Below are 21,046 nucleotides of genomic sequence, written 5' to 3'. Positions count from 1 at the left end.
TCGTGCGCCCCACGCGTCCGGGAGCCGCTCATGTCCGCACCCCCCGAACCAACCGCCCCCTCCGCGCCCCCCGTTCACGAGCCGCGCCGCGACGACTGCCCCTGGTGCGGCTCCCGGCACCTGCGCCCGCACAAGGCGGGCCCCTGCGTCGTCGACGAGTGCCGGGACTGCGCCCACCTGTTCCAGAACCCCCGGCTCACTGCGGAAAGCCCGGCCTTCCGCCTCCTGGACCCAGGCGAACGGCGGGGCCCCTCCCGCCGCCACCGACGTGCCGCCCGCGCGATGCTGCCCTTCCCCGAGCCGGAGAGCTGGCTGGACGTGGGCACGGGCGACGCCCACTTCCCGGAGACGGCGAGGGAGTTCTTCCCGTACACGTCCTTCGACGGCCTCGACCCCACCTCCCGCGTCGAACGGGCACGCGCGGCCGGCCGCGTCGAGCGGGCGTACGTGGGCAGCCTGACGAACCCGCACCTCACGGCGCACCTGAGCGCCCGCTACGACGTGGTCAGCATCTTCCACCACCTGCAACGCGCCCCCGACCCGCGCGAGGAGCTCCGCGCCGCCCTCGTCGCCCTCCGCCCCGGCGGCCACCTCCTGCTCGAACTCCTCGATCCGCGCTGCGCGTTCGCCACCCTGCCCGGCGCATGGTGGCTCTCGCGCACCCAGCCCCGCCACCTGCACCTGATGCCGCCGGACAACCTCCGCGCCGAGCTGGAGTCCCAGGGCTGCACGATCATCACGGCACGGACGACGGACCACCTCCTGGCCCCGCTGCTCCGCCGCGCCCGCCTCTCGAACACCTACCGGATCATCGCCCGCAAGGGGACGCGCACGTCAGCCGCGTAGGACCACAGCCTGCCCCGCCACCACCAGCAGCACGTGCTCGCACTCGTCCGCGAACGCGGCGTTCAGCCGCCCCAGCTCGTCCCGGTACCGCCGGCCGGACGCCGTGGCCGGCACGATCCCCGACCCCACCTCGTTGGACACGGCCACGACGGTCCGCCGTGTCGCCCGCACCGCCCCGGTCAGCTCCCGCACCCGCTCGCGCAGGGCACGCTCCCCGCCACCCGCCCACTCCGCGTCGTCCCACGCCCCCACCGAGTCCATCGCGTCCGTGAGCCACAGCGACAGACAGTCGATGAGCAACGGCGGCCCCTCTTCGGCCAGCAGCGGCACCAGATCGCAGGTCTCGGCGGTCCGCCACGACCCCGGCCGCCGCTCCTTGTGCGCGGCGACCCGCGCCGCCCACTCGGTGTCTCCGCGGCGGGAGCCGCCGGTCGCGACGTACAGCACGTCCGGGAAGGCCTCCAGCCGCCGCTCGGCCTCCACCGACTTGCCCGACCGTGCCCCGCCGAGCACCAGCGTCCGCCGCGGCAGATCCGGTACGTCCTCGTACGCGCCGACCGCCAGCGTCGTCCCGTCCGGCACGGCCCGCGCACCCGCCGCGGCCAGCCGCCGCCGCAACTCGGCCCCCGCCGGCACGTCGTGATCGAGGTGTACGGCGATGACGTCCGACGTCGGCCCCACCGCTCCCGCCGCCCGCAGCCTCGCCAGCGCGTCCGGCCGCCCGACGACATCCGCGACGACCATGTCGTACGCCTCGGCGGACCCCTCCCCCAGCCCGGCCGGCGAACCTCCCGGCGGCAGGTACAGCAGCCGCTGCCCGTCGGGACCGGTCACCGCGTACCCGGTGCCCGGCGCGTCCAGCGCCACCGCGCGCACCCGGTGACCCGTCAGCAGCGCCAACTCCCGCCCGTCCGGCACCCGCCCGGGCTGCGGCAGCCCCGCCGGCACCTCGACCGCCGGCCCGTCGTGGGGGTGCGACAGCAGCACCTGCCGTACGCCGCCGAGCGTATGCCCGGCCCGCGCGGCCGCGAACGCCGCACCGGGCGTCAGGTCGAGCAGCAGAGCCCCGTCCACGAGCAGCGCGGTGGCCGCCCGCGCATCCGCCCCGAGCGCGGCAGCACAGACCGCGCAGGGACAGTCGGGGCGGGGGAGTCCCGCGGGGGCACCGGTGCCGAGCAGAGTCATTTCCACGGGATGATTTTCGCCGGTCGCCACGCGTCTTGCGCGAAAGCGCCCCGAAGGAGCGCGGGACCGTGCCCACACGCGGCTCCGCCGCGCGGCCGCGACGGGCCCAAGACGCTCCGCGGATAACCGACTACCTTGATCTTCCACGGCGCACCCAGCGGAGCGGTGCTCAGACCTTGGAGGCGTACATGGCGGCATGGACGTGGCGATTCGAGAAGGCCGACGGGGCGGAGGTCCAGCCCGCGGTGGAGCCCGACGAGTTCACCACGCAGGGGGACGCCGAGTCCTGGATCGGGGAGCACTGGAAGGCCCTGCTCGAAGGCGGCGCGGACCAGGTGCGGCTGTTCGAGGACTCGACGCAGATCTACGGGCCGATGAGCCTGCGCGCGGCCGAGGAGGCATAGGACGTACGGGCGAGGGCTGTGGCCCTCGCCCGGCTCCACGAGTGTCTCTTTGGGGTGAACGGCCGAGCTCGCGGAGTGCGCCCGAACGGGCTCAGCCACGCACTCCGCACAGATGCAGCAACGCCGCCACCCCGCGATACGGATCCGTCCGCCCGGCGCGTTCCTCGACCGCCAGCAACGCCTCCATGCCGGCCGGAGCCTCCGCCCCGTCGGCCGCCGTGTCGGTGAACACCCGCACCCCGTACCACACCTGCAACGGCGCCCCGATCCCCGCGAGCGTCCCCGTCACTGCCTCCAGGCGGTCCGCCCGCACATCGAGCCCCAGCCGGACGGGGGTCCCCCCGTCCGAGTCGGTTCGAGAATGGGGGAGGTACGCGGTCGTGTCGAAGGCGCTCAGCGCCCCGGCCCAGTCCCCGGACAGGCCCGGCCGCATCGCCAGCGCGTCCCCGTTGCGCACGAGCAGCGAGAGCAGGCCTCCCGGGGCGAGCATCCGCGCCAGCCCCGCCAGCAGCGGGTCGGGCTCCTCCACGTACATGAGCACGCCGTGGCACAGCACCACGTCGAAGCTGCCCGGCAGGAAGTGCACGCCGGTGTCCCGGCCGTCGCCCTCGATGATCCGCACCCGCTTCCGGATGCCCTCGGGCTCCGTGCGCAGCGCCTCGCGGGCCACGGCGACCAGCGTGGCGTCCTGCTCGAGCCCGGTCACCTGATGCCCGATCCGGGCCAGGCGCAGCGCCTGCGTGCCCTGGCCCATCCCCACGTCGAGCACCCGCAGCCGCTGCCCGACCGCGAACCGCGCGGCTATCTGCTCGTCGAGCTGCCGGGCCACCAGCTCCTGTCGTACGACATCACGCAGTCCGCCGAGCTCGGTCAGCCAGGCTTTCGCCGCGCCCCCGGAGAAAGATGTCGCGCTCAGGGCCGCTCTCCGCGCTTGACCTGCGGCTTCGGCAGCCGCAGGCGACGCATCTGGAGGGAGCGCATCAGGGCGTAGGCGACGGCGCCCTTCCTGTTCTGGTCCGGGAAGCGCTCGGCGAGCCGCTTCCTCACCCGGAAGCCCGTGCTGATCGAGTCGAGCACGATCAGCACGATCACGACCAGCCACAGCAGCAGCGCGATGTTCTGCAGCGAGGCCACCCGCATCATGCTCAGCACGAGGATGACAACGGCCATCGGCAGGAAGAACTCCGCGATGTTGAAGCGAGAGTCGATGAAGTCGCGCGCGAACTTGCGGACCGGGCCCTTGTCGCGAGCGGGCAGATAACGCTCGTCGCCGCCGGCCAGCGCCTGGCGCTGCTTCTCCAGCTGCGCGCGACGCTCGTCGCGCTGGCGCTTGGCGGCGTCCTTGCGCGTCGTCGGCGTGCTGGCGACGCTGCGACGCTGGGACTGGGCCTCACTGCGCTTGGGCGTGGGGCGGCCCTTCGGGGCCTGCGGGTGACGGGGCTGAGTGGAGTCGGTCACCGGCGCCTTGTCGGCGGGGGCCTTCTCTTCCTTGGCACGGCTACGGAACACAAAACCCAAGGGTACGGGGTGCGGGGGCATGGACCCCAGCCCCGTGGGGAACGATCCGGCAACACCAGTCGTCATGTAGGGGACAGAGGGGGCGTCCGGTGACCTACTGCTCACCCTGAAGGTCACCTACTCCTCACGCTGGAGCAAGGTTCTTGTCCAGTCGTCCTCGGGGATGAGCCATCCGTCCCCGAACAGTGCGTCAATGGATGCAGGGCCCGTACTGTGGGTTCTGTCGCAGAGCTGGAGCTGGAGTCCGTCAGAAGGGGGCGCGCGAAGCCCATGAGCGGTGTCATGAAGCGTATGGGGATGATCTTCCGCGCGAAGGCGAACAAGGCCCTTGACCGGGCCGAGGACCCGCGCGAGACCCTCGATTACTCGTACCAGAAGCAGCTGGAGCTCCTTCAGAAGGTGCGCCGCGGCGTCGCCGACGTGGCGACCTCGCGCAAGCGCCTGGAACTCCAGCTCAACCAGCTGCAGTCGCAGTCGTCCAAGCTGGAGGACCAGGGCCGCAAGGCGCTCGCGCTCGGCCGCGAGGACCTGGCCCGCGAGGCACTCTCCCGCCGCGCCGCCCTCCAGCAGCAGGTGACGGACCTCGAGACGCAGCACGCGACGCTCCAGGGCGAGGAGGAGAAGCTCACCCTGGCGGCCCAGCGGCTCCAGGCCAAGGTCGACGCCTTCCGCACCAAGAAGGAGACGATCAAGGCCACCTACACCGCGGCCCAGGCGCAGACCCGGATCGGCGAGGCGTTCTCCGGCATCTCGGAGGAGATGGGCGACGTCGGCCTGGCCATCCAGCGCGCCGAGGACAAGACCGCCCAGCTCCAGGCCCGCGCCGGCGCGATCGACGAACTGCTCGCCTCAGGTGCCCTGGACGACCAGTCCGGCATGCACAAGGACGACATCCAGGCCGAGCTGGACCGGCTCTCCGGTGGTACGGATGTAGAGCTGGAACTGCAGCGCATGAAGGCCGAGCTGGCTGGGGGCAGCTCCCAGGCTATTGGCACTGGGGGAGGCTCCACCGGTGGGCAGCAGGCCATCGAGGGTGGCTCGGGCCAGCCGCAGTCCCAGCAGCAGCCGCAGGACACTCCGCGCTTCGACAAGCAGTAGGCCCACGCCTAGGAGGGCGACATGATCGTACGGATCATGGGGGAGGGGCAGGTGAGGCTGGCCGACGGCCACCTCACCGAGCTGAACAAGCTGGACGACGAGCTCCTGGCAGAAATGGAGAACGGCGACGGGCCCGGCTTCCGCCGCACCCTCCAAGCCCTCCTCACCAAGGTCCGCGACCTGGGCGAGCCCCTGCCTGACGACTCCCTGGAACCATCGGACCTGATCCTGCCGTCCCCGGACGCGACCCTGGAGGAGGTCCGGGAACTGCTCAGCGACGACGGGCTGATCCCGGGCTGAGCTCCAGGGCGCCCCCGGCGACGCCACACCGGCGTCGGCCGGTCGACAGGGACAGGCCCGACAGCCGGCCCCCGTTCCGCCCCCGCCAAGGGCTTCCGTACCTTTACTGGACGTGACACCCCTCGACCGCGCACGCCGCCGGCTGAAAGCGCACCCCCTCGCCCTGGACGCCCTCCTCGCGGCCGGCGTCCTCGCGGCCATGGTGGCCGGCTCGTTCGTGGACCCGCACGGAGAGAACGGCGTCACCTGGGGCGCCCGCACCCCCGACCCCCTCAGCCTCCTGCTCATCACCCTCGGCTCCGTGGCCCTCGTCTTCCGCCGCCGCGCCCCGATGACGGTCCTCGCCCTCACCGGCACGGTCTCCCTCGTGGAGTGCGTCACCGGCGACCCGCGCGCACCCGTCGCCATGTCCGCGGTCGTCGCCCTCTACACCGTCGCCGCCTCCACCGACCGCCCCACCACCTGGCGCGTCGCCATGCTCACCATGACGGTCCTGACCGGCGCCGCGATGCTCGCCGGCCCCCTCCCGTGGTACGCCCAGGAGAACCTCGGCATCTTCGCCTGGACCGGCATGGCGGCCGCCGCCGGAGACGCGGTCCGCAGCCGCCGCGAATTCGTCCACGCCATCCGGGAACGCGCGGAGCGCGCCGAACGCACCCGCGAGGAGGAGGCCCGCCGCCGGGTCGCCGAGGAACGCCTGCGGATCGCCCGCGACCTGCACGACGTGGTCGCCCACCACATCGCCCTGGTCAACGTCCAGGCCGGAGTGGCCGCCCATGTGATGGACAAGCGGCCCGACCAGGCCAAGGAGGCCCTCGCCCACGTACGGGAGGCCAGCCGCTCCGCGCTCAACGAGCTGCGCGCCACCGTCGGCCTGCTCCGCCAGTCCGGCGATCCCGAGGCGCCGACCGAACCCGCCCCCGGCCTCGACCGCCTCGACGAACTCGTCGGCACCTTCCGCAGCGCCGGTCTGCGGGTCGAGGTCGCCTGCGCCGACCAGGGCGCCGGCCTGCCCGCCGCCGTCGGCCTGGCCGCGTACCGCGTCATCCAGGAGGCCCTCACCAATGTCCAGAAGCACGCCGGGTGCGAGGCGAAGGCGGAGGTCAGCGTGGTCCGCGTGGGACCGAACATCGAGATCACGGTCCTCGACAACGGTTCGGGCGAGGACGACCCGGCCGGCGGCGGCGGGCACGGACTGCTCGGCATGCGGGAGCGCGTGACCGCCCTGCGCGGCACGCTCACCACCGGTCCCCGGTACGGAGGCGGTTTCCGCGTCCATGCGATCCTGCCCGTCAAGACCCGCACAGCCGCCACGGGAAAGCCGGGGGAGCCCGTATGACGATCCGTGTCCTGCTCGCCGACGACCAGGCGCTGCTCCGCAGCGCCTTTCGTGTGCTCGTCGACTCCGAGTCCGACATGGAGGTCGTGGGCGAGGCGTCCGACGGGACGGAGGCGGTCCGGCTGGCCAAGGAGCAGCGGGCCGACGTCGTCCTCATGGACATCCGGATGCCGGGCACGGACGGCCTGGCCGCCACCCGCATGATCAGCGCCGACCCCGCGCTCGCCCACGTCCGCGTGGTCATCCTGACGACCTTCGAGGTCGACGACTACGTGGTGCAGTCGCTGCGCGCGGGCGCCTCCGGATTCCTCGGCAAGGGCAGCGAACCCGAGGAGCTGCTCAACGCGATCCGCCTCGCGGCCGGCGGAGAGGCCCTGCTGTCCCCCGCGGCCACCAAGGGTCTGATCGCCCGTTTCCTCGCCCAGGGCGACGCCGCGGACGACGACCACGACGCCGCCGAACGGCTCGCCGCGCTCACCGTGCGGGAACGCGAGGTGCTGGTCCAGGTCGCCGGCGGCCACTCCAACGACGAGATCGCCGAACGCCTGGAGGTCAGCCCGCTCACGGTGAAGACGCACGTCAACCGGGCCATGGCCAAACTGGGCGCCCGGGACCGGGCCCAGCTCGTGGTGATCGCGTACGAGTCGGGGCTCGTACGTCCAAGGGTGGAGTGACCCGGGTCCGGCCCTACTGCGCCCGGAGTACGCGCCGTATAAGGAACGGGACCTGGGGCCTACGGATCAGCCCCGACGGATGGCACAGGGTGTAGGGGCCACTTCTGCCGCTCACAGAAGAGAGAACCCTGACCCATGTCCTGGCTGTCCCGATTCAGCCTCGCTCAACGGGCCCTCATCGGCCTCATGTCCATCATCGCGATCGCCTTCGGCGCGATCGCGATCCCGCAGCTGAAACAGCAACTCCTGCCCACCATAGAACTGCCGATGGTGTCGGTGCTGGCGCCCTACCAGGGCGCATCCCCTGACGTCGTCGAGAAGCAGGTCGTCGAGCCCATCGAGGACAGCCTCGAAGCGGTCGACGGCATCTCGGGTGTCACCTCAACGGCGAGCGAGGGCAACGCCGTGATCATGGCGTCCTTCGACTACGGCAACGACACCAAGCAACTCGTCTCCGATGTCCAGCAGGCCGTCAACCGGGCCCGTGTCCGGCTCCCGGACGACGTGGACCCGCAGGTCGTCGCCGGTTCGACGGACGACATGCCGACCGTCGTCCTCGCCGTCACCTCAGGCCAGGACCAGCAGGCCCTGGCCGACCGGCTCGACCGGACCGTCGTACCGGATCTGAAGGAGATCGACGGCGTCGGCCAGGTCACCGTCGACGGCGTACGTGACCTGCAGGTCGCCGTCACGCCCGACGACAGGAAGCTGGCGGCGGCGGGCCTGACCACCCAGTCCCTCGCCCAGGCCCTCCAGGCGGGCGGCGCGACCGTCGCGGCCGGCTCCTTCGACGAGGGCGGCGGCAACCGCACCGTCCAGGTCGGCGGCGGCTTCACCTCGCTCGGGCAGATCAAGGACCTGATGGTCACGGGGCAGACCGGCAAGGGGAAGCCGGTGCGCCTCGCTGACGTGGCCGAGGTCGAGGAGCAGCAGGCCACGGCCGACTCCATCACGCGCACCGACGGCAAACCGAGCCTCGCCGTCATGGTCACCATGGACCACGACGGCAGTGCCGTCGCCATCTCCGACGCGGTCGAGGACAAGCTCCCCGGCATGCGGGCGGACCTCGGTTCCGGCGCGAACGTCACAGTCGTCAGCGACCAGGGGCCGGCGGTGGCGAAGGCCATCGACGGCCTGACCACCGAGGGCGCGCTGGGCCTGCTCTTCGCGGTCCTCGTCATCCTCGTCTTCCTGGCGTCGGTCCGCTCGACCCTCGTCACGGCGGTGAGCATCCCGCTCTCCGTCGTCCTGGCCCTGATCGTCCTGTGGACGCGGGACCTGTCGCTGAACATGCTGACGCTGGGCGCCCTGACCATCGCCATCGGCCGGGTCGTCGACGACTCGATCGTGGTCCTGGAGAACATCAAGCGCCACCTCGGCTACGGCGAGGAGCGCCGGGAGGCCATCCTCAACGCGGTCCGCGAAGTGGCCGGCGCGGTGACGTCCTCGACGCTCACCACGGTCGCCGTCTTTCTGCCGATCGGCCTGGTCGGCGGCATGGTCGGCGCCCTGTTCGGCTCGTTCAGCCTGACCGTCACGGCCGCCCTGCTGGCGTCCCTCCTGGTCTCGCTGACGGTCGTACCGGTCCTGTCGTACTGGTTCCTGCGCGCCCCGAAGGGCACCCCGGACGACGCGGAGGAGGCCCGCCGGCTCGCGGAGGAGAAGGAGGCGAGGAGCAGGCTCCAGCGCGTCTACGTCCCCGTCCTGCGCTTCGCGACCCGCCGCCGTCTCACCAGTGTGCTGCTCGCGATCGTGATTCTCGTCGGCACGTTCGGCATGGCGCCGCTGCTGAAGACGAACTTCTTCGACCCGGGCGAGCAGGAAGTCCTCACCGTCAATCAGGAGTTGAAGCCCGGCACCAGTCTGGCGGCGACCGACGTGCAGGCCCGGAAGGTCGAGCGGCTGCTCTCCGGAGTGCAGGGCGTCAAGGACTACCAGGTCACGGTCGGCTCGTCCGGCTTCATGGCCGCGTTCGGCGGCGGTACCGACACCAACCAGGCGTCGTACCAGGTGATGCTGGACGACGCCGCGTCGTCCGCGGACGTCCAGGACCGCGTCGAGGAGGGCCTGGCGAAGCTCAAGGGCATCGGGACGACCACCGTCGCCGCCGGTGACGGCTTCGGCAACCAGGACCTCAGCGTGGTCGTGAAGGCGGCCGACGGGGACGTCCTGCGCACGGCGTCGGAGCAGGTGCGCGCCGCGGTGGCCGGCCTCGACCACGTCACGGACGTGACCAGCGACCTGTCGCAGAGTGTGCCCCGCATCTCGGTCAGGGCCAACTCCCGGGCCGCCGCGGCCGGTTTCGACGACCAGACGCTCGGCGCGGCCGTCACCCAGGCGGTACGGGGCACCACGGCCGCCAAGGCGATCCTGGACGACAGCGAGCGGGACGTCGTCATCAGGTCGGCGCAGCCGGCGGCGACACTGGCGCAGCTGAAGCAACTGCGGCTGGGCGCGGTGAAGCTGGGCGACATCGCCACGGTCAAGCTGGTGGACGGCCCTGTGTCGATGACCCGTATCGACGGTCAGCGCGCAGCCACCATCACCGCCAAGCCGACCGGCGACAACACCGGCGCGGTCAGCGCGGACCTGACCTCGAAGCTGGGCTCCCTGAAGCTTCCGGCGGGCGCCACGGCCGAGATCGGCGGGGTCTCCCAGGACCAGGACGACGCGTTCAAGAACCTGGGCCTGGCGATGCTGGCGGCGATCGCGATCGTCTTCATGCTGCTGGTGGCGGCCTTCCGGTCGCTGGCCCAGCCGCTGATCCTGCTGGTGTCGATCCCGTTCGCCGCGACGGGCGCGATCGGCCTGCTCGTGGCGACGGGCACGCCGATGGGCGTCCCCGCGATGATCGGCATGCTGATGCTGATCGGCATCGTGGTGACGAACGCGATCGTGCTGATCGACCTGATCAACCAGTACCGCAAGCAGGGCTACGGCGTCGTCGAGGCCGTGGTGGAGGGCGGCCGGCACCGGCTCCGCCCGATTCTGATGACGGCGCTGGCGACGATCTTCGCGCTTCTGCCGATGGCGCTGGGCGTCACCGGCGAGGGCGGTTTCATCGCCCAGCCGCTGGCCGTGGTGGTGATCGGCGGCCTGATCACGTCGACCCTGCTGACCCTGCTCCTGGTTCCGACGCTCTACGCGATGCTGGAGCTCCGCAAGGAGCGCCGGGCGAAGAAGCGGGCGGCGAAGCGGGCGAAGAAGAACCGGGCCCCGACCGGGCCGGCGTCCGCCGCGGACGAGCCGGAGCCCGCGGCCGTCTGACGGCCCGCGGGATCCAGGCGGCCGGGTTGCGGACCACGACGGTCCGGGACCCGGCCGCCGCCGTGTCGCCGCTACGTATCCTGTGGCCTCGAACGGCTTGCGGGGGAAAGGCCGGCACGCTCTTCAGCCTCGACCCCGCCCACCCCGAGCGGAAACCCGCCTCGGGGTGATGGCGGTCGGAACCGGGTTACGGCAGCGCCAGCATCCGCTCCAGCGCCAGCTTCGCGAACGCCTCCGTCTCCCTGTCGACCTCGATGCGGTTGACCAGGTTCCCCTCGGCCAGGGACTCCAGCGTCCACACCAGGTGGGGGAGGTCGATGCGGTTCATCGTGGAGCAGAAGCACACCGTGCGGTCGAGGAACACGATCTCCTTGCCCTCGGGTGCGAAACGGTCGGCCAGCCGGCGCACGAGGTTCAGCTCCGTGCCGATGGCCCACTTGGAGCCGGCGGGAGCGGCCTCCAGGGCCTTGATGATGTACTCGGTCGAACCGACGTAGTCGGCCGCCGCCACGACCTCGTGCCTGCACTCGGGGTGGACGAGGACGTTCACGCCCGGGATCCGCTCGCGCACGTCGTTGACCGAGTCGAGGTTGAAGCGGCCGTGCACCGAGCAGTGGCCCCGCCACAGGATCATCTTCGCGGCGCGCAGCTGATCCGCGGTCAGTCCGCCGTTCGGCTTGTGCGGGTTGTAGACGACGCAGTCCTCCAGCGACATCCCCATGTCCCGCACCGCGGTGTTGCGGCCCAGGTGCTGGTCCGGGAGGAACAGGACCTTCGTCGTCGAGGGCTCCCCCTGCCCGAAGGCCCACTCAAGGGCCCGCTTGGCGTTCGACGAGGTGCAGATGGTGCCGCCGTGCTTGCCCGTGAACGCCTTGATGTCCGCGGACGAGTTCATGTACGAGACGGGCACGACCTGCTCGGCTATGCCGGCCTCGGTCAGCACGTCCCAGCACTCGGCGACCTGCTCGGCGGTGGCCATGTCGGCCATGGAGCACCCGGCGGCGAGGTCGGGCAGGACCACCTTCTGGTCGTCGGAGGTCAGGATGTCCGCGGACTCCGCCATGAAGTGGACACCGCAGAACACGATGTACTCGGCTTCCGGCCGCGCCGCCGCGTCCCGGGCCAGCTTGAAGGAGTCCCCCGTGACGTCGGCGAACTGGATGACCTCGTCGCGCTGGTAGTGGTGGCCGAGCACGAACACCTTGCTGCCGAGCTTCTCCTTGGCCGCACGGGCGCGCTCGACCAGGTCCGGGTCGGACGGCGAGGGCAGATCACCGGGACATTCCACGCCCCGCTCGCTCTTCGGGTCGGCCTCACGGCCGAGGAGCAGCAGGGCGAGGGGCGTCGGCTGTACGTCGAGCTCCTGGGTCTGGGCGGTGGTCACGACACGCACCCTTTCTACTTTTCGTCGAACTGACGCTATCTATCATAACTGCTTCACGTCAGTTTGACGATGGCCATAGCGTCGATGTGACATGAATCCCCATGCCGTACGGCCGGGTGCCGTAGCGGGCTGCTGTTGGCTTCGCCGGGCGTGTGCGAGCATGAAGGCAGAGGCGAAAACAGAAGTGCCCGGCCCGGAATGAATCCGCGGTCCCGCCGGTTGCAACCGTCGGCAAGCAGTCTCCGTACAACCCGGGAGAGATGTAGATGTCCGTATCGGACGAGACCAGCACCGTCACCGACGGCATCATCCTGTCCGACGCCGCCGCGGCGAAGGTCAAGGCCCTGCTCGACCAGGAAGGCCGTGACGACCTGGCCCTGCGCGTCGCCGTTCAGCCCGGCGGCTGCTCCGGCCTGCGCTACCAGCTCTTCTTCGACGAGCGTTCCCTCGACGGCGACGTGGTCAAGGACTTCGACGGCGTCAAGGTCGTCACCGACCGTATGAGCGCCCCGTACCTGGGCGGCGCGTCGATCGACTTCGTGGACACGATCGAGAAGCAGGGCTTCACGATCGACAACCCGAACGCGACCGGCTCCTGCGCCTGCGGCGACTCCTTCAGCTGAAGCTTTCAGCCACAGCTCGAACACCGCGAAGGCGGCGGCCCCCTCCGACCGGGCCGCCGCCTTCGCGCGTCTCAGGATCCTCGTCTCACCGGGCCCCGGACGTCTGAGGCAGCCGCGCACCCGCCTTCTCCAGCGGGATCTCCCTGCCGTCCGAACCCACGACCTTCCGGTCACCGAGCGGCTCGTCCAGCGGCACGGTCCGGTGGTACACCTTGGCGATCATGATGCAGATCTTCTCCGGATGGGGCGTCTCGGTCACCGTGACCCTCACCTCGTCCGCGCTCTCGCTCGCCGACGCCTTGTAGTCGGAGCACACCCCGCCCGTGAAGGCCACGGTCAGCTCCCTGCCCTCGGCCGTGTAGCCGTCCACGTGCACATCACGCGTGGTCGCCGCCGAGGTCGGCTCGTCGCCCGGCCCGGTCGGCCGCGGGCTGGGTGCCTCGGTCGGCTCCCCGGCAGGCGCCGTCGCGGTCACGTACTTCGGGTCGACCGCCGGATGCGTCACCGTGAAGCCGTCCTGCGCGCCCGAGGCCCGCACCTCGAACAGCCAGGACGGCACCAGCGCCGGACGACCGTCCACGACATGCATCGCCAGCCCGAACACCGCGTCGTCGACCGTGATCGTCTCCTTCGCCGGCGTGGGTGACGACGTCGATTCCCCGCAGGGCGCCTCCAGCCCGTCCTTCAGCGGTACGGGGCTGGCACAGCCGCCGATGCCCACGCGGTGGTCGGTCCCCGGCGCCGCGTTCATCAGGTCCAGCGTCTTCTGCGCGCTCACCACCGGATATGTGTCGCCCTTCACCGGTGCCTTCAACTGGCCGCTGCCGCCGACCACTTCGCCCTTGGCGCCGATGGTCAGCCCGGTCGTCCAGCCGTACGTGGGCAGTCCGCCGATCACGGGGTCGGCGTTCACCACCCGCTGGGCGCCCATGATCTGGCTCGCGTCCACCTTCGCGTCGTCCTGGCCCACCGCCTTCAGGACCGGCACGGCCGCCTTCTTCGCGGCCTCCTCGCTCACCGTGTCGTCGGCCGGGTTCGCGGGGTCGTTCGCACACACGATGGTGCTCTTGCAGTCGTCGGTGCCCGGCACAAAGCGGTGGAAGGTCCAGGCCCCGGGCGCCTGCTTGTTCACCCGCAGGCTCGGGCCCGAACCGTCCTTCGCCGGCCCGGCCTGCCAGGCCTGCCCGCGGACGACCGGAGTTCCGTCGATGCCGAGGGCCTTCGCCAGGCGCGCCACCTCGTCCTTGGTGACCTCGCCCTTCGACCGGTACACGGGCGCCGAGTCGGGGCCGTCCGGGAGGGTGCCGTCGGAGCGGTACGTGACGCCGTACGGGTCGGGCTCGCCGGGGGCGATGCCGTCGCCGCCCTCGGCGGAGCCGTCGAGGGCGAGTGTCGGCGGTGTGCCGTCGCCGCCCGGGGCGGCGGAGTCCGTACGGCCGTCCGAGACGCCGGAGCCGCCTGTGGCCTGCGTGGCGAAGTACGCCCCACCGCCCCCGACGAGAAGCACCGCGGCCGCGACGGAGGCGACGACGAGGGGAGAGCGGCGGCCACCCTTGTCCCGCGAGTCCCGCTCCCGCGAGGCGGCGTTCGCCTCGGCAGCAACCTCCGGCTCCCGAGGCTCTTCGCCGGCGCCCTCGGCCTCCGGCTCCGGAGCAGCCTCCGGCTCCGGGGCCTCCTCCTCGGCGCCCTCGGCCGGCGCGGCGGCCTCCGCGGAGCTCTCCGGGGCCGGTGCCGGGGTGCTCCGGTCCTCGGCGCCCTCCTGGGCCGTACCGCCGGTCTTCTCGGTGTTCCGCGCGTTACCGGCGGTTTCGGCGGCGCCGGCCTCGGCCGCGTCGTCGTTGTCGGGTCGCTCGGTATTCACCGCATCGCTCCTTCGGCTGCGCACTGTCCCGGTGATTCTGACCCGGCCCTGCCAGAACGGCCTGCTGGCGGGTCGTATCCCGCATCCCCTTTACGGGGGACAGCGATGGGACGCAGCGGGGGAGCGCACGGTTCCCTGAAGAGCGCCTTTCCCTGAAAGTGCGCTGCCTCAGTCGCCGTAGTCCGACATCGCGTCGAGAAGCCGGGCCGACTTCGGCGGCACGGTCACGCCGTGGATGAGTGACGGGGAGACCGGAAGGGCGGCGATCCGGTCGGGAACCGCCCAGTGCGGGACCATCCGGGCGCAGTCGCCGCGCAGCGACGCCAGGTCGTCTTCCAGGTCGGCCTGGGCGGGGGCATGGACCTTGAGGTTCGTCATACCGGAACCGTATGCACGCCGAAGCCCGCTGATACAGAACTACTATCGGGTAGTTTTGGCAGTATCCGCTCCTCGCAGACCCCACTCCGACCCGGTAGCGTGAACTGTCAACCCGTCTCCCCACAGGAGAGTCCACGCGTGCGCATCGCAGTCACCGGCTCCATCGCCACCGACCATCTCATGACGTTCCCCGGCCGTTTCGCCGACCAGCTGGTCGCGGACCAACTGCACACGGTCTCGCTCTCCTTCCTGGTCGACAACCTCGACGTACGCCGCGGAGGCGTCGGCGCGAACATCGCCTTCGGCATGGGTCAGCTCGGCACGAAGCCGATCCTCGTCGGAGCCGCGGGCTTCGACTTCGACGAGTACCGCGCCTGGCTGGACCGGCACGGCGTCGACACCGAGTCCGTCCGCATCTCGGAGACGCTGCACACCGCCCGCTTCGTCTGCACCACCGACGCCGACCACAACCAGATCGGCTCCTTCTACACCGGTGCCATGAGCGAGGCCCGCCAGATCGAGCTGAAGACCGTCGCCGACCGCGTCGACGGCCTCGACCTGGTGCTGATCGGCGCCGACGACCCGGAGGCGATGCTCCGGCACACCGAGGAGTGCCGCATCCGGTCCATCCCGTTCGCCGCCGACTTCTCCCAGCAGATCGCCCGGATGAACGGCGACGAGATCCGGATACTGCTGGAGGGCGCGACGTACCTCTTCTCCAACGAGTACGAGAAGGGCCTCATCGAGTCGAAGACCGGCTGGACGGACGAGGAGATCCTCGCCAAGGTCGGCCGGCGGGTTACCACCCTCGGCTCCCGCGGCGTGCGCATCGAGTGCCTCGGCGAGGACCCGATCGAGGTCGGCTGCCCCGAGGAGGAGCGCAAGGCCGACCCCACCGGCGTCGGCGACGCCTTCCGCGCCGGCTTCCTCTCCGGTCTCGCCTGGGGCATCTCGCCGGAGCGCGCCGCCCAGGTCGGCTGCATGCTCGCCACGCTGGTCATCGAGACGGTCGGCACCCAGGAGTACCAGCTGCGCCGCGCCCACTTCATGGACCGCTTCACCAAGGCGTACGGCCATGACGCCGCCGACGAGGTCCGGGCCCACCTCGCCTGACCGGCGTCCTTCCGGCAGGGCCTAGTGCCGCGTCAGCCAAGGTTCGCCCCGTCGCGACGCCCGGCACGCCCTCTCGCCGCACCGGCCGAAAGCCCACGTACGTCCAGTACGAGGACTTCCGGCCGGCACGCCGAGAGCACGCACCAGACGCCGCTCCTTGACGGGCAAACCCTGGCTGACGCGGCACTAGGAGAGCCGGCGGACCACATAGGCCGAGCCCTGGCCCGCCGGCTCCTCGCCCACGTACTCCTGGTCCCGCATGTCACACCATGCGGGAATGTCCAGCCGCGCCGCCTCGTCGTCCGACAGGACGCGGACCGTGCCGCCTACCGGCACGTCGCCGATGACCTTCGCCAGCTCGATCACGGGGATCGGGCAGCGCTTGCCGAGGGCGTCGACGACGAGGGCGTCGTCCCGCACGACCGTCTCGGGAGCCGGCGCCCCCAGCTTCTCGCGCACCGCCGCGACCGCCCCCGGCAGCACGCCCAGGAACCGTTCGACCTCTTCCTCCGGCGTCCCGGGCGGCAGGGACACCCGTACGTTCCCCTCGCTCAGCACCCCCATCGCCCTCAGTACATGGCTGGGCGTCAGCGTGCTGCTCGTGCAGGACGATCCGGACGAGACGGAGAAACCGGCGCGGTCCAGCTCGTGCAGCAGGGTCTCTCCGTCGACATAAAGACAGGAGAACGTGACGATCCCCGGCAGCCTGCGCTCCGGATCGCCGACCACCTCCACGTCCGGCACGAGCAGCGGCACCCGCGCCCGGATCCGCTCCGTCAGCTCCCGCAGCCGCACCGCCTCCCGGGCCGCCTCCGCCCGCACCGCGCGCAGGGAGGCCGCCGCGGCCACGACGGCCGGAATGTTCTCGAACCCGGCCGCCCGCCCCGACTCCCGCTCGTCCACCGGCCCTTGAGCCGCGAACCGCACCCCTTTGCGCACCACGAGCAGCCCGACACCCGACGGCCCGCCCCATTTGTGCGCACTCGCCGTCAGCAGTGACCAGCCGTCCTCGGCCCGCCCCCAGCCCAGCGACTGCGCCGCGTCCACCAGCAGGGGCACGCCGGCCGCCCGGCACACCTCCGCCACGGCCGCCACCGGCTGCTCCGTGCCCACCTCGTGGTTGGCCGACTGGAGACAGGCCAGGGCGGTGTCTGGGCGCAGGGCATCCCCGTACGACTCCGCGGTCACCGCGCCCGCACGGTCCACGGCGACCTGGGTGACCGTCCCGCCGTCCGCCTCGAACACCTCGGCCGAATGGAGGACCGAGGAGTGTTCGACCGCTGACACGATCAGGTGGCGTCCGACCCGGCGCCGCCCCGCCAGTGCCCCCGCGATCCCGGAGTGCACCGCCCGCGTCCCGGAGGACGTGAACACCAGCTCGTCCGGCCGGCACCCCACCGCCTCGGCGGCCGACTCCCGAGCCGCGTCCAGCAACAGCCGTGCCCGGCGGCCTTCTCTGTAAAGACGTGCGGGATCGGCCCACCCCTCGTCGAGGGACGCCTGCAGGGCCTGACGGGCAACGGGATGGAGGGGAGCGGAGGAGGCGGCATCGAAGTAGGACACAGGGCAACGTTAGAACTTCCGGTGGCTCCACAGGGGCGCGGGCCCGTCCTGATCTGCGGCTCCGCCGCGTGGACGCGATCAGCCCCGACGAACCCCCGGCCGCCGCACAACAGGGCCTCCGGAGCTGGTAGGCGCCCCGACCTCCGGTCGGAAACTACCCACGGCGCGTTGAGTACCCCTCCCGCGCGACCCCAAATAGCGTCCAGTAGGGTTTGGTCCGCATAAACATCAAACCCCTGCCCGACGCAGGGCGGCGACCGACCAGCGAGAAGGCAGGCCGCAGCCAATCCGCGCGGGCGAGACTCTCGGGAAGGCGCTACGTGAGTCCCAACGGCTCCGACCGCTCGCCGCGGCGCCCGATGCGGCGGAAGCTGCTGCAGGCAATGACTGCGGGCCTGGTCCTGGCTACAGCCACCGGTTGCTCGTACAACTGGGAAGACTTCCCCCGCCTTGGTATGCCCACCCCGACCACGGAAGAGGCTCCGCGGATCCTCTCCCTGTGGCAGGGGTCCTGGGCGGCGGCGCTCGCCGTCGGCGTGCTGGTGTGGGGCCTGATTCTGTGGAGCGCCATGTTCCACCGGCGCAGCCGCACCAAGGTCGAAGTTCCCCCGCAGACCCGGTACAACATGCCGATCGAGGCGTTGTACACGGTGGTCCCGCTCATCATCGTCTCGGTGCTCTTCTACTTCACCGCCCGCGACGAGTCGAAGCTGCTCAGCCTGGACAAGAAGCCCGACGTCACCATCAACGTCGTCGGCTTCCAGTGGAGCTGGGGCTTCAACTACATCGAGAACGTCGACGGGTCCACCGGTGACGCCAAGACCGACGAGAACCTGGACGCCATTCCGGACCGGTTCAAGGACGCCTTCCCGGCGAACGCCGGTGGTGTCTACGACGTCGGCACGCCCGCCACGCGGAACCCGCAGACGGGCAACCCCGGACCGACCCTCTGGCTCCCCAAGGGCAAGACGGTCCGCTTCGTCCTCACCTCGCGTGACGTCATCCACTCCTTCTGGGTGGTGCCGTTCCTGATGAAGCAGGACGTCATCCCGGGCCACACCAACGCCTTCCAGGTGACCCCCAACCAGGAGGGCACCTTCCTGGGCAAGTGCGCCGAACTCTGCGGCGTCGACCATTCCCGGATGCTGTTCAACGTGAAGGTCGTCTCCCCGGAGCGCTACGAGCAGCACCTCAAGGACCTCGCCAAGAAGGGGCAGACCGGTTACATTCCCGCTGGCATCGCGCAGACGAGCCACGAGAAGAACCGGGAGACGAACAACCTGTGAGCATCCTCAACGAACCCCAGGGTGCCGCGGCAGCAGGGTCCCACTACACGGACGAGCTGCCGGTCAGGCGCAAGCAGCCCGGCAACGTTGTGATCAAGTGGCTCACCACCACTGACCACAAGACGATCGGAACGCTGTATCTCGTCACGTCGTTCGTGTTCTTCATGATCGGCGGCGTGATGGCGCTGTTCATGCGCGCCGAGCTGGCCCGGCCGGGCCTGCAGCTGATGTCGAACGAGCAGTTCAACCAGGCGTTCACGATGCACGGCACGATCATGCTGCTGATGTTCGCGACGCCGCTGTTCGCCGGCTTCACGAACTGGATCATGCCGCTGCAGATCGGCGCGCCGGACGTGGCCTTCCCCCGGCTGAACATGTTCGCCTACTGGCTGTACCTGTTCGGCTCGACGATCGCGGTGGGTGGCTTCCTGACCCCGCAGGGCGCCGCCGACTTCGGCTGGTTCGCCTACAGCCCGCTCTCGGACGCGGTCCGCTCGCCGGGCATCGGCGCGGACCTGTGGATCATGGGTCTGGCCTTCTCCGGCTTCGGCACCATCCTCGGCGCGGTCAACTTCATCACCACCATCATCTGCATGCGCGCCCCGGGCATGACCATGTTCCGCATGCCGATCTTCGTGTGGAACGTGCTGCTGACCGCGGTCCTGGTCCTGCTGGCCTTCCCGGTGCTGGCCGCCGCGCTGTTCGCCCTGGAGGCGGACCGCAAGTTCGGCGCCCACATCTTCGACTCGGCCAACGGCGGAGCCCTGCTCTGGCAACACCTCTTCTGGTTCTTCGGCCATCCAGAGGTGTACATCATCGCCCTGCCGTTCTTCGGCATCATCTCCGAAGTCATCCCGGTGTTCTCCCGCAAGCCGATGTTCGGCTACATGGGTCTGGTCGCGGCGACCATCGCGATCGCGGGTCTGTCCGTGACGGTGTGGGCGCACCACATGTACGTCACCGGCGGTGTGCTGCTGCCGTTCTTCTCCTTCATGACGTTCCTCATCGCCGTGCCGACGGGCGTGAAGTTCTTCAACTGGATCGGAACGATGTGGAAGGGGTCCCTGAGTTTCGAGACCCCGATGCTCTGGGCCACCGGCTTCCTGATCACCTTCACGTTCGGTGGTCTGACCGGTGTCATCCTGGCCTCGCCGCCGATGGACTTCCACATCTCGGACTCGTACTTCGTGGTGGCGCACTTCCACTACGTCGTCTTCGGCACCGTCGTCTTCGCGATGTTCTCCGGCTTCCACTTCTGGTGGCCGAAGTTCACCGGCAAGATGCTCGACGAGCGCCTCGGCAAGATCACCTTCTGGACGCTGTTCATCGGCTTCCACGGCACCTTCCTGGTCCAGCACTGGCTGGGTGCCGAGGGCATGCCGCGTCGTTACGCGGACTACCTCGCGGCCGACGGCTTCACCGCCCTGAACACGATCTCGACGATCAGCTCGTTCCTGCTCGGCCTGTCGATCCTGCCGTTCCTCTACAACGTGTGGAAGACGGCGAAGTACGGCAAGCCGGTCGGCGTCGACGACCCGTGGGGCTACGGCCGCTCGCTCGAGTGGGCGACCTCCTGCCCGCCGCCGCGGCACAACTTCCTCACCCTGCCGCGGATCCGCAGCGAATCCCCGGCGTTCGACCTGCACCACCCCGAGATCGCGGCCATCGACCAGCTCGAGAACGCGCCTCACGGTGACAAGGCTCTGGTCGGCAACGGCGGCAAGGAGGCCGGCAAGTGAAGATCCAGGGCAAGATGTTCATGTGGCTGAGCGTCTTCGTCCTCGCCATGGCTGTCGTCTATGGCGTGTGGTCGAAGGAGCCGGCCGGTACCACGGCCCTCTTCCTGGCCTTCGGCCTGTGCATCATGATCGGCTTCTACCTGGGCTTCACCGCCCGGCGGGTCGACGCTGGCGCCCAGGACAACAAGGAGGCGGACGTCGCGGACGACGCCGGCGAGGTCGGGTTCTTCAGCCCGCACAGCTGGCAGCCGCTCTCGCTGGCCGTCGGTGGCGCGCTCGCCTTCCTGGCGATCGCGATCGGCTGGTGGCTGCTGTACTTCTCGGCACCGCTGATCATGGTCGGCCTGTGGGGCTGGGTCTTCGAGTACTACCGCGGTGAGAACCGCACCCAGTAGCAGGCCCTGAGCGCTCTGGAGCCCGGACACTCCGTCAGGAGTGTCCGGGCTCCTGCTTTTGCCGCAATGAGCG

The 21,046-nt window shown here is 70.6% G+C and carries 19 protein-coding genes; 12 read left to right on the top strand and 7 right to left on the bottom strand.

Features of this window, described 5'->3' with window-relative positions; genetic code table 11:
• The first annotated feature begins 30 nt into the window (after window positions 1-30).
• Complete coding sequence (locus ACZ562_RS18890; protein WP_471180087.1) at window positions 31-846, top strand: class I SAM-dependent methyltransferase; 816 nt, start codon at window positions 31-33, stop codon at window positions 844-846.
• Here the strand turns inward: ACZ562_RS18890 and ACZ562_RS18885 are convergent.
• Complete coding sequence (locus tag ACZ562_RS18885; protein WP_471180085.1) at window positions 835-2,037, bottom strand: bifunctional adenosylcobinamide kinase/adenosylcobinamide-phosphate guanylyltransferase; 1,203 nt, start codon at window positions 2,035-2,037, stop codon at window positions 835-837. The two genes, ACZ562_RS18890 and ACZ562_RS18885, sit on opposite strands and share 12 nt — an antisense overlap.
• 182 nt (window positions 2,038-2,219) lie before the next feature.
• Between ACZ562_RS18885 and ACZ562_RS18880 the strand changes: the two genes are divergently transcribed.
• Complete coding sequence (locus ACZ562_RS18880; protein ID WP_471180082.1) at window positions 2,220-2,435, top strand: hypothetical protein; 216 nt, start codon at window positions 2,220-2,222, stop codon at window positions 2,433-2,435.
• Window positions 2,436-2,526: 91 nt separating this feature from the next.
• Here the strand turns inward: ACZ562_RS18880 and ACZ562_RS18875 are convergent, their stop codons facing one another.
• Entirely contained in the window at window positions 2,527-3,264 is a 738-nt protein-coding gene (locus ACZ562_RS18875; protein ID WP_471180080.1) for a class I SAM-dependent methyltransferase, read from the bottom strand.
• A gap of 83 nt (window positions 3,265-3,347) precedes the next feature.
• Complete coding sequence (locus tag ACZ562_RS18870) at window positions 3,348-4,019, bottom strand: DUF3043 domain-containing protein (RefSeq protein ID WP_471180078.1); 672 nt, start codon at window positions 4,017-4,019, stop codon at window positions 3,348-3,350.
• Window positions 4,020-4,250: 231 nt separating this feature from the next.
• Between ACZ562_RS18870 and ACZ562_RS18865 the strand changes: the two genes are divergently transcribed.
• The 5 genes from ACZ562_RS18865 to ACZ562_RS18845 all read left to right on the top strand — a co-directional run bounded on the left by ACZ562_RS18865 (window position 4,251) and on the right by ACZ562_RS18845 (window position 10,631).
• Window positions 4,251-5,051: a PspA/IM30 family protein gene (locus ACZ562_RS18865; protein WP_471180327.1), complete on the top strand. Its 801-nt coding sequence runs from the start codon at window positions 4,251-4,253 to the stop codon at window positions 5,049-5,051.
• Window positions 5,052-5,072: 21 nt separating this feature from the next.
• The gene (gene pspAA, locus ACZ562_RS18860; RefSeq protein WP_471180075.1) at window positions 5,073-5,351 is read left to right on the top strand and encodes a PspA-associated protein PspAA; all 279 of its coding nucleotides are present in this window, start codon (window positions 5,073-5,075) and stop codon (window positions 5,349-5,351) included.
• 112 nt (window positions 5,352-5,463) lie between these two features.
• Window positions 5,464-6,690 (top strand): sensor histidine kinase, encoded by a 1,227-nt coding sequence (locus tag ACZ562_RS18855; RefSeq protein ID WP_471180073.1) that lies wholly within the window; start codon window positions 5,464-5,466, stop codon window positions 6,688-6,690.
• On the top strand, window positions 6,687-7,364 hold the full coding sequence (locus ACZ562_RS18850) for a response regulator (protein ID WP_471180071.1): 678 nt from the start codon (window positions 6,687-6,689) through the stop codon (window positions 7,362-7,364). The genes ACZ562_RS18855 and ACZ562_RS18850 overlap by 4 nt, the downstream gene beginning before the upstream one ends.
• Before the next feature lie 135 nt (window positions 7,365-7,499).
• Window positions 7,500-10,631 (top strand): efflux RND transporter permease subunit, encoded by a 3,132-nt coding sequence (locus tag ACZ562_RS18845; protein WP_471180069.1) that lies wholly within the window; start codon window positions 7,500-7,502, stop codon window positions 10,629-10,631.
• 187 nt (window positions 10,632-10,818) lie between these two features.
• Here ACZ562_RS18845 and nadA read toward each other — a convergent pair whose 3' ends face one another.
• A complete protein-coding gene (nadA, locus tag ACZ562_RS18840) occupies window positions 10,819-12,015 on the bottom strand; it encodes a quinolinate synthase NadA (protein ID WP_471180068.1) in 1,197 nt (398 codons plus the stop codon).
• A gap of 266 nt (window positions 12,016-12,281) precedes the next feature.
• Here nadA and ACZ562_RS18835 point away from each other — a divergent pair, with 266 nt between their 5' ends.
• Window positions 12,282-12,638 (top strand): HesB/IscA family protein, encoded by a 357-nt coding sequence (locus tag ACZ562_RS18835; RefSeq protein ID WP_030794551.1) that lies wholly within the window; start codon window positions 12,282-12,284, stop codon window positions 12,636-12,638.
• 85 nt (window positions 12,639-12,723) lie between these two features.
• Here the strand turns inward: ACZ562_RS18835 and ACZ562_RS18830 are convergent, their stop codons facing one another.
• Both ACZ562_RS18830 and ACZ562_RS18825 read right to left on the bottom strand, forming a co-directional pair.
• Window positions 12,724-14,499, bottom strand: coding sequence for a hypothetical protein (locus ACZ562_RS18830; RefSeq protein WP_471180065.1), 1,776 nt, complete (start codon window positions 14,497-14,499; stop codon window positions 12,724-12,726).
• Window positions 14,500-14,667: 168 nt separating this feature from the next.
• Window positions 14,668-14,877, bottom strand: coding sequence for a hypothetical protein (locus tag ACZ562_RS18825; protein WP_471180063.1), 210 nt, complete (start codon window positions 14,875-14,877; stop codon window positions 14,668-14,670).
• A 138-nt stretch (window positions 14,878-15,015) separates the two neighbouring features.
• Here ACZ562_RS18825 and ACZ562_RS18820 point away from each other — a divergent pair, with 138 nt between their 5' ends.
• Window positions 15,016-15,990, top strand: coding sequence for a carbohydrate kinase family protein (locus ACZ562_RS18820; RefSeq protein ID WP_471180060.1), 975 nt, complete (start codon window positions 15,016-15,018; stop codon window positions 15,988-15,990).
• Between the two features lie 186 nt (window positions 15,991-16,176).
• On the opposite strand, the gene ACZ562_RS18815 is transcribed toward ACZ562_RS18820, so the two are convergent.
• Window positions 16,177-17,553 carry an aminotransferase class V-fold PLP-dependent enzyme gene (locus ACZ562_RS18815; protein WP_471180057.1) on the bottom strand — a complete coding sequence of 459 codons (1,377 nt, stop codon included), beginning with the start codon at window positions 17,551-17,553 and terminating at the stop codon, window positions 16,177-16,179.
• Between the two features lie 320 nt (window positions 17,554-17,873).
• On the opposite strand from ACZ562_RS18815, the gene ctaC reads away from it, so the two are divergent.
• The 3 genes from ctaC to ACZ562_RS18800 are packed head-to-tail and all read left to right on the top strand — an operon-like array spanning window position 17,874 to window position 20,973.
• Window positions 17,874-18,839, top strand: a complete 966-nt coding sequence (ctaC, locus tag ACZ562_RS18810) for an aa3-type cytochrome oxidase subunit II (RefSeq protein ID WP_471180054.1) — start codon at window positions 17,874-17,876, stop codon at window positions 18,837-18,839.
• Window positions 18,836-20,578: an aa3-type cytochrome oxidase subunit I gene (ctaD, locus tag ACZ562_RS18805; RefSeq protein ID WP_471180051.1), complete on the top strand. Its 1,743-nt coding sequence runs from the start codon at window positions 18,836-18,838 to the stop codon at window positions 20,576-20,578. The genes ctaC and ctaD overlap by 4 nt, the downstream gene beginning before the upstream one ends.
• On the top strand, window positions 20,575-20,973 hold the full coding sequence (locus tag ACZ562_RS18800) for a cytochrome c oxidase subunit 4 (protein WP_471180048.1): 399 nt from the start codon (window positions 20,575-20,577) through the stop codon (window positions 20,971-20,973). Before ctaD ends, ACZ562_RS18800 begins: the two co-directional genes overlap by 4 nt.
• The last annotated feature ends 73 nt before the right edge of the window (window positions 20,974-21,046 follow it).

The organism is Streptomyces sp. NPDC040410 (assembly GCF_055595715.1).
This window is presented reverse-complemented; position numbering and strand designations above follow the sequence as displayed.

Bases quoted from the DNA above. Each gene is read 5' to 3' on its own strand.
- ACZ562_RS18890 (WP_471180087.1), top strand. From the start codon at position 31: ATGTCCGCACCCCCCGAACCAACCGCCCCCTCCGCGCCCCCCGTTCAC.
- ACZ562_RS18880 (WP_471180082.1), top strand. From the start codon at position 2,220: ATGGCGGCATGGACGTGGCGATTCGAGAAGGCCGACGGGGCGGAGGTC.
- ACZ562_RS18870 (WP_471180078.1), bottom strand. From the start codon at position 4,019: ATGACGACTGGTGTTGCCGGATCGTTCCCCACGGGGCTGGGGTCCATG.
- ACZ562_RS18865 (WP_471180327.1), top strand. From the start codon at position 4,251: ATGATCTTCCGCGCGAAGGCGAACAAGGCCCTTGACCGGGCCGAGGAC.
- pspAA (WP_471180075.1), top strand. From the start codon at position 5,073: ATGATCGTACGGATCATGGGGGAGGGGCAGGTGAGGCTGGCCGACGGC.
- ACZ562_RS18850 (WP_471180071.1), top strand. From the start codon at position 6,687: ATGACGATCCGTGTCCTGCTCGCCGACGACCAGGCGCTGCTCCGCAGC.
- ACZ562_RS18845 (WP_471180069.1), top strand. From the start codon at position 7,500: ATGTCCTGGCTGTCCCGATTCAGCCTCGCTCAACGGGCCCTCATCGGC.
- ACZ562_RS18835 (WP_030794551.1), top strand. From the start codon at position 12,282: ATGTCCGTATCGGACGAGACCAGCACCGTCACCGACGGCATCATCCTG.
- ACZ562_RS18825 (WP_471180063.1), bottom strand. From the start codon at position 14,877: ATGACGAACCTCAAGGTCCATGCCCCCGCCCAGGCCGACCTGGAAGAC.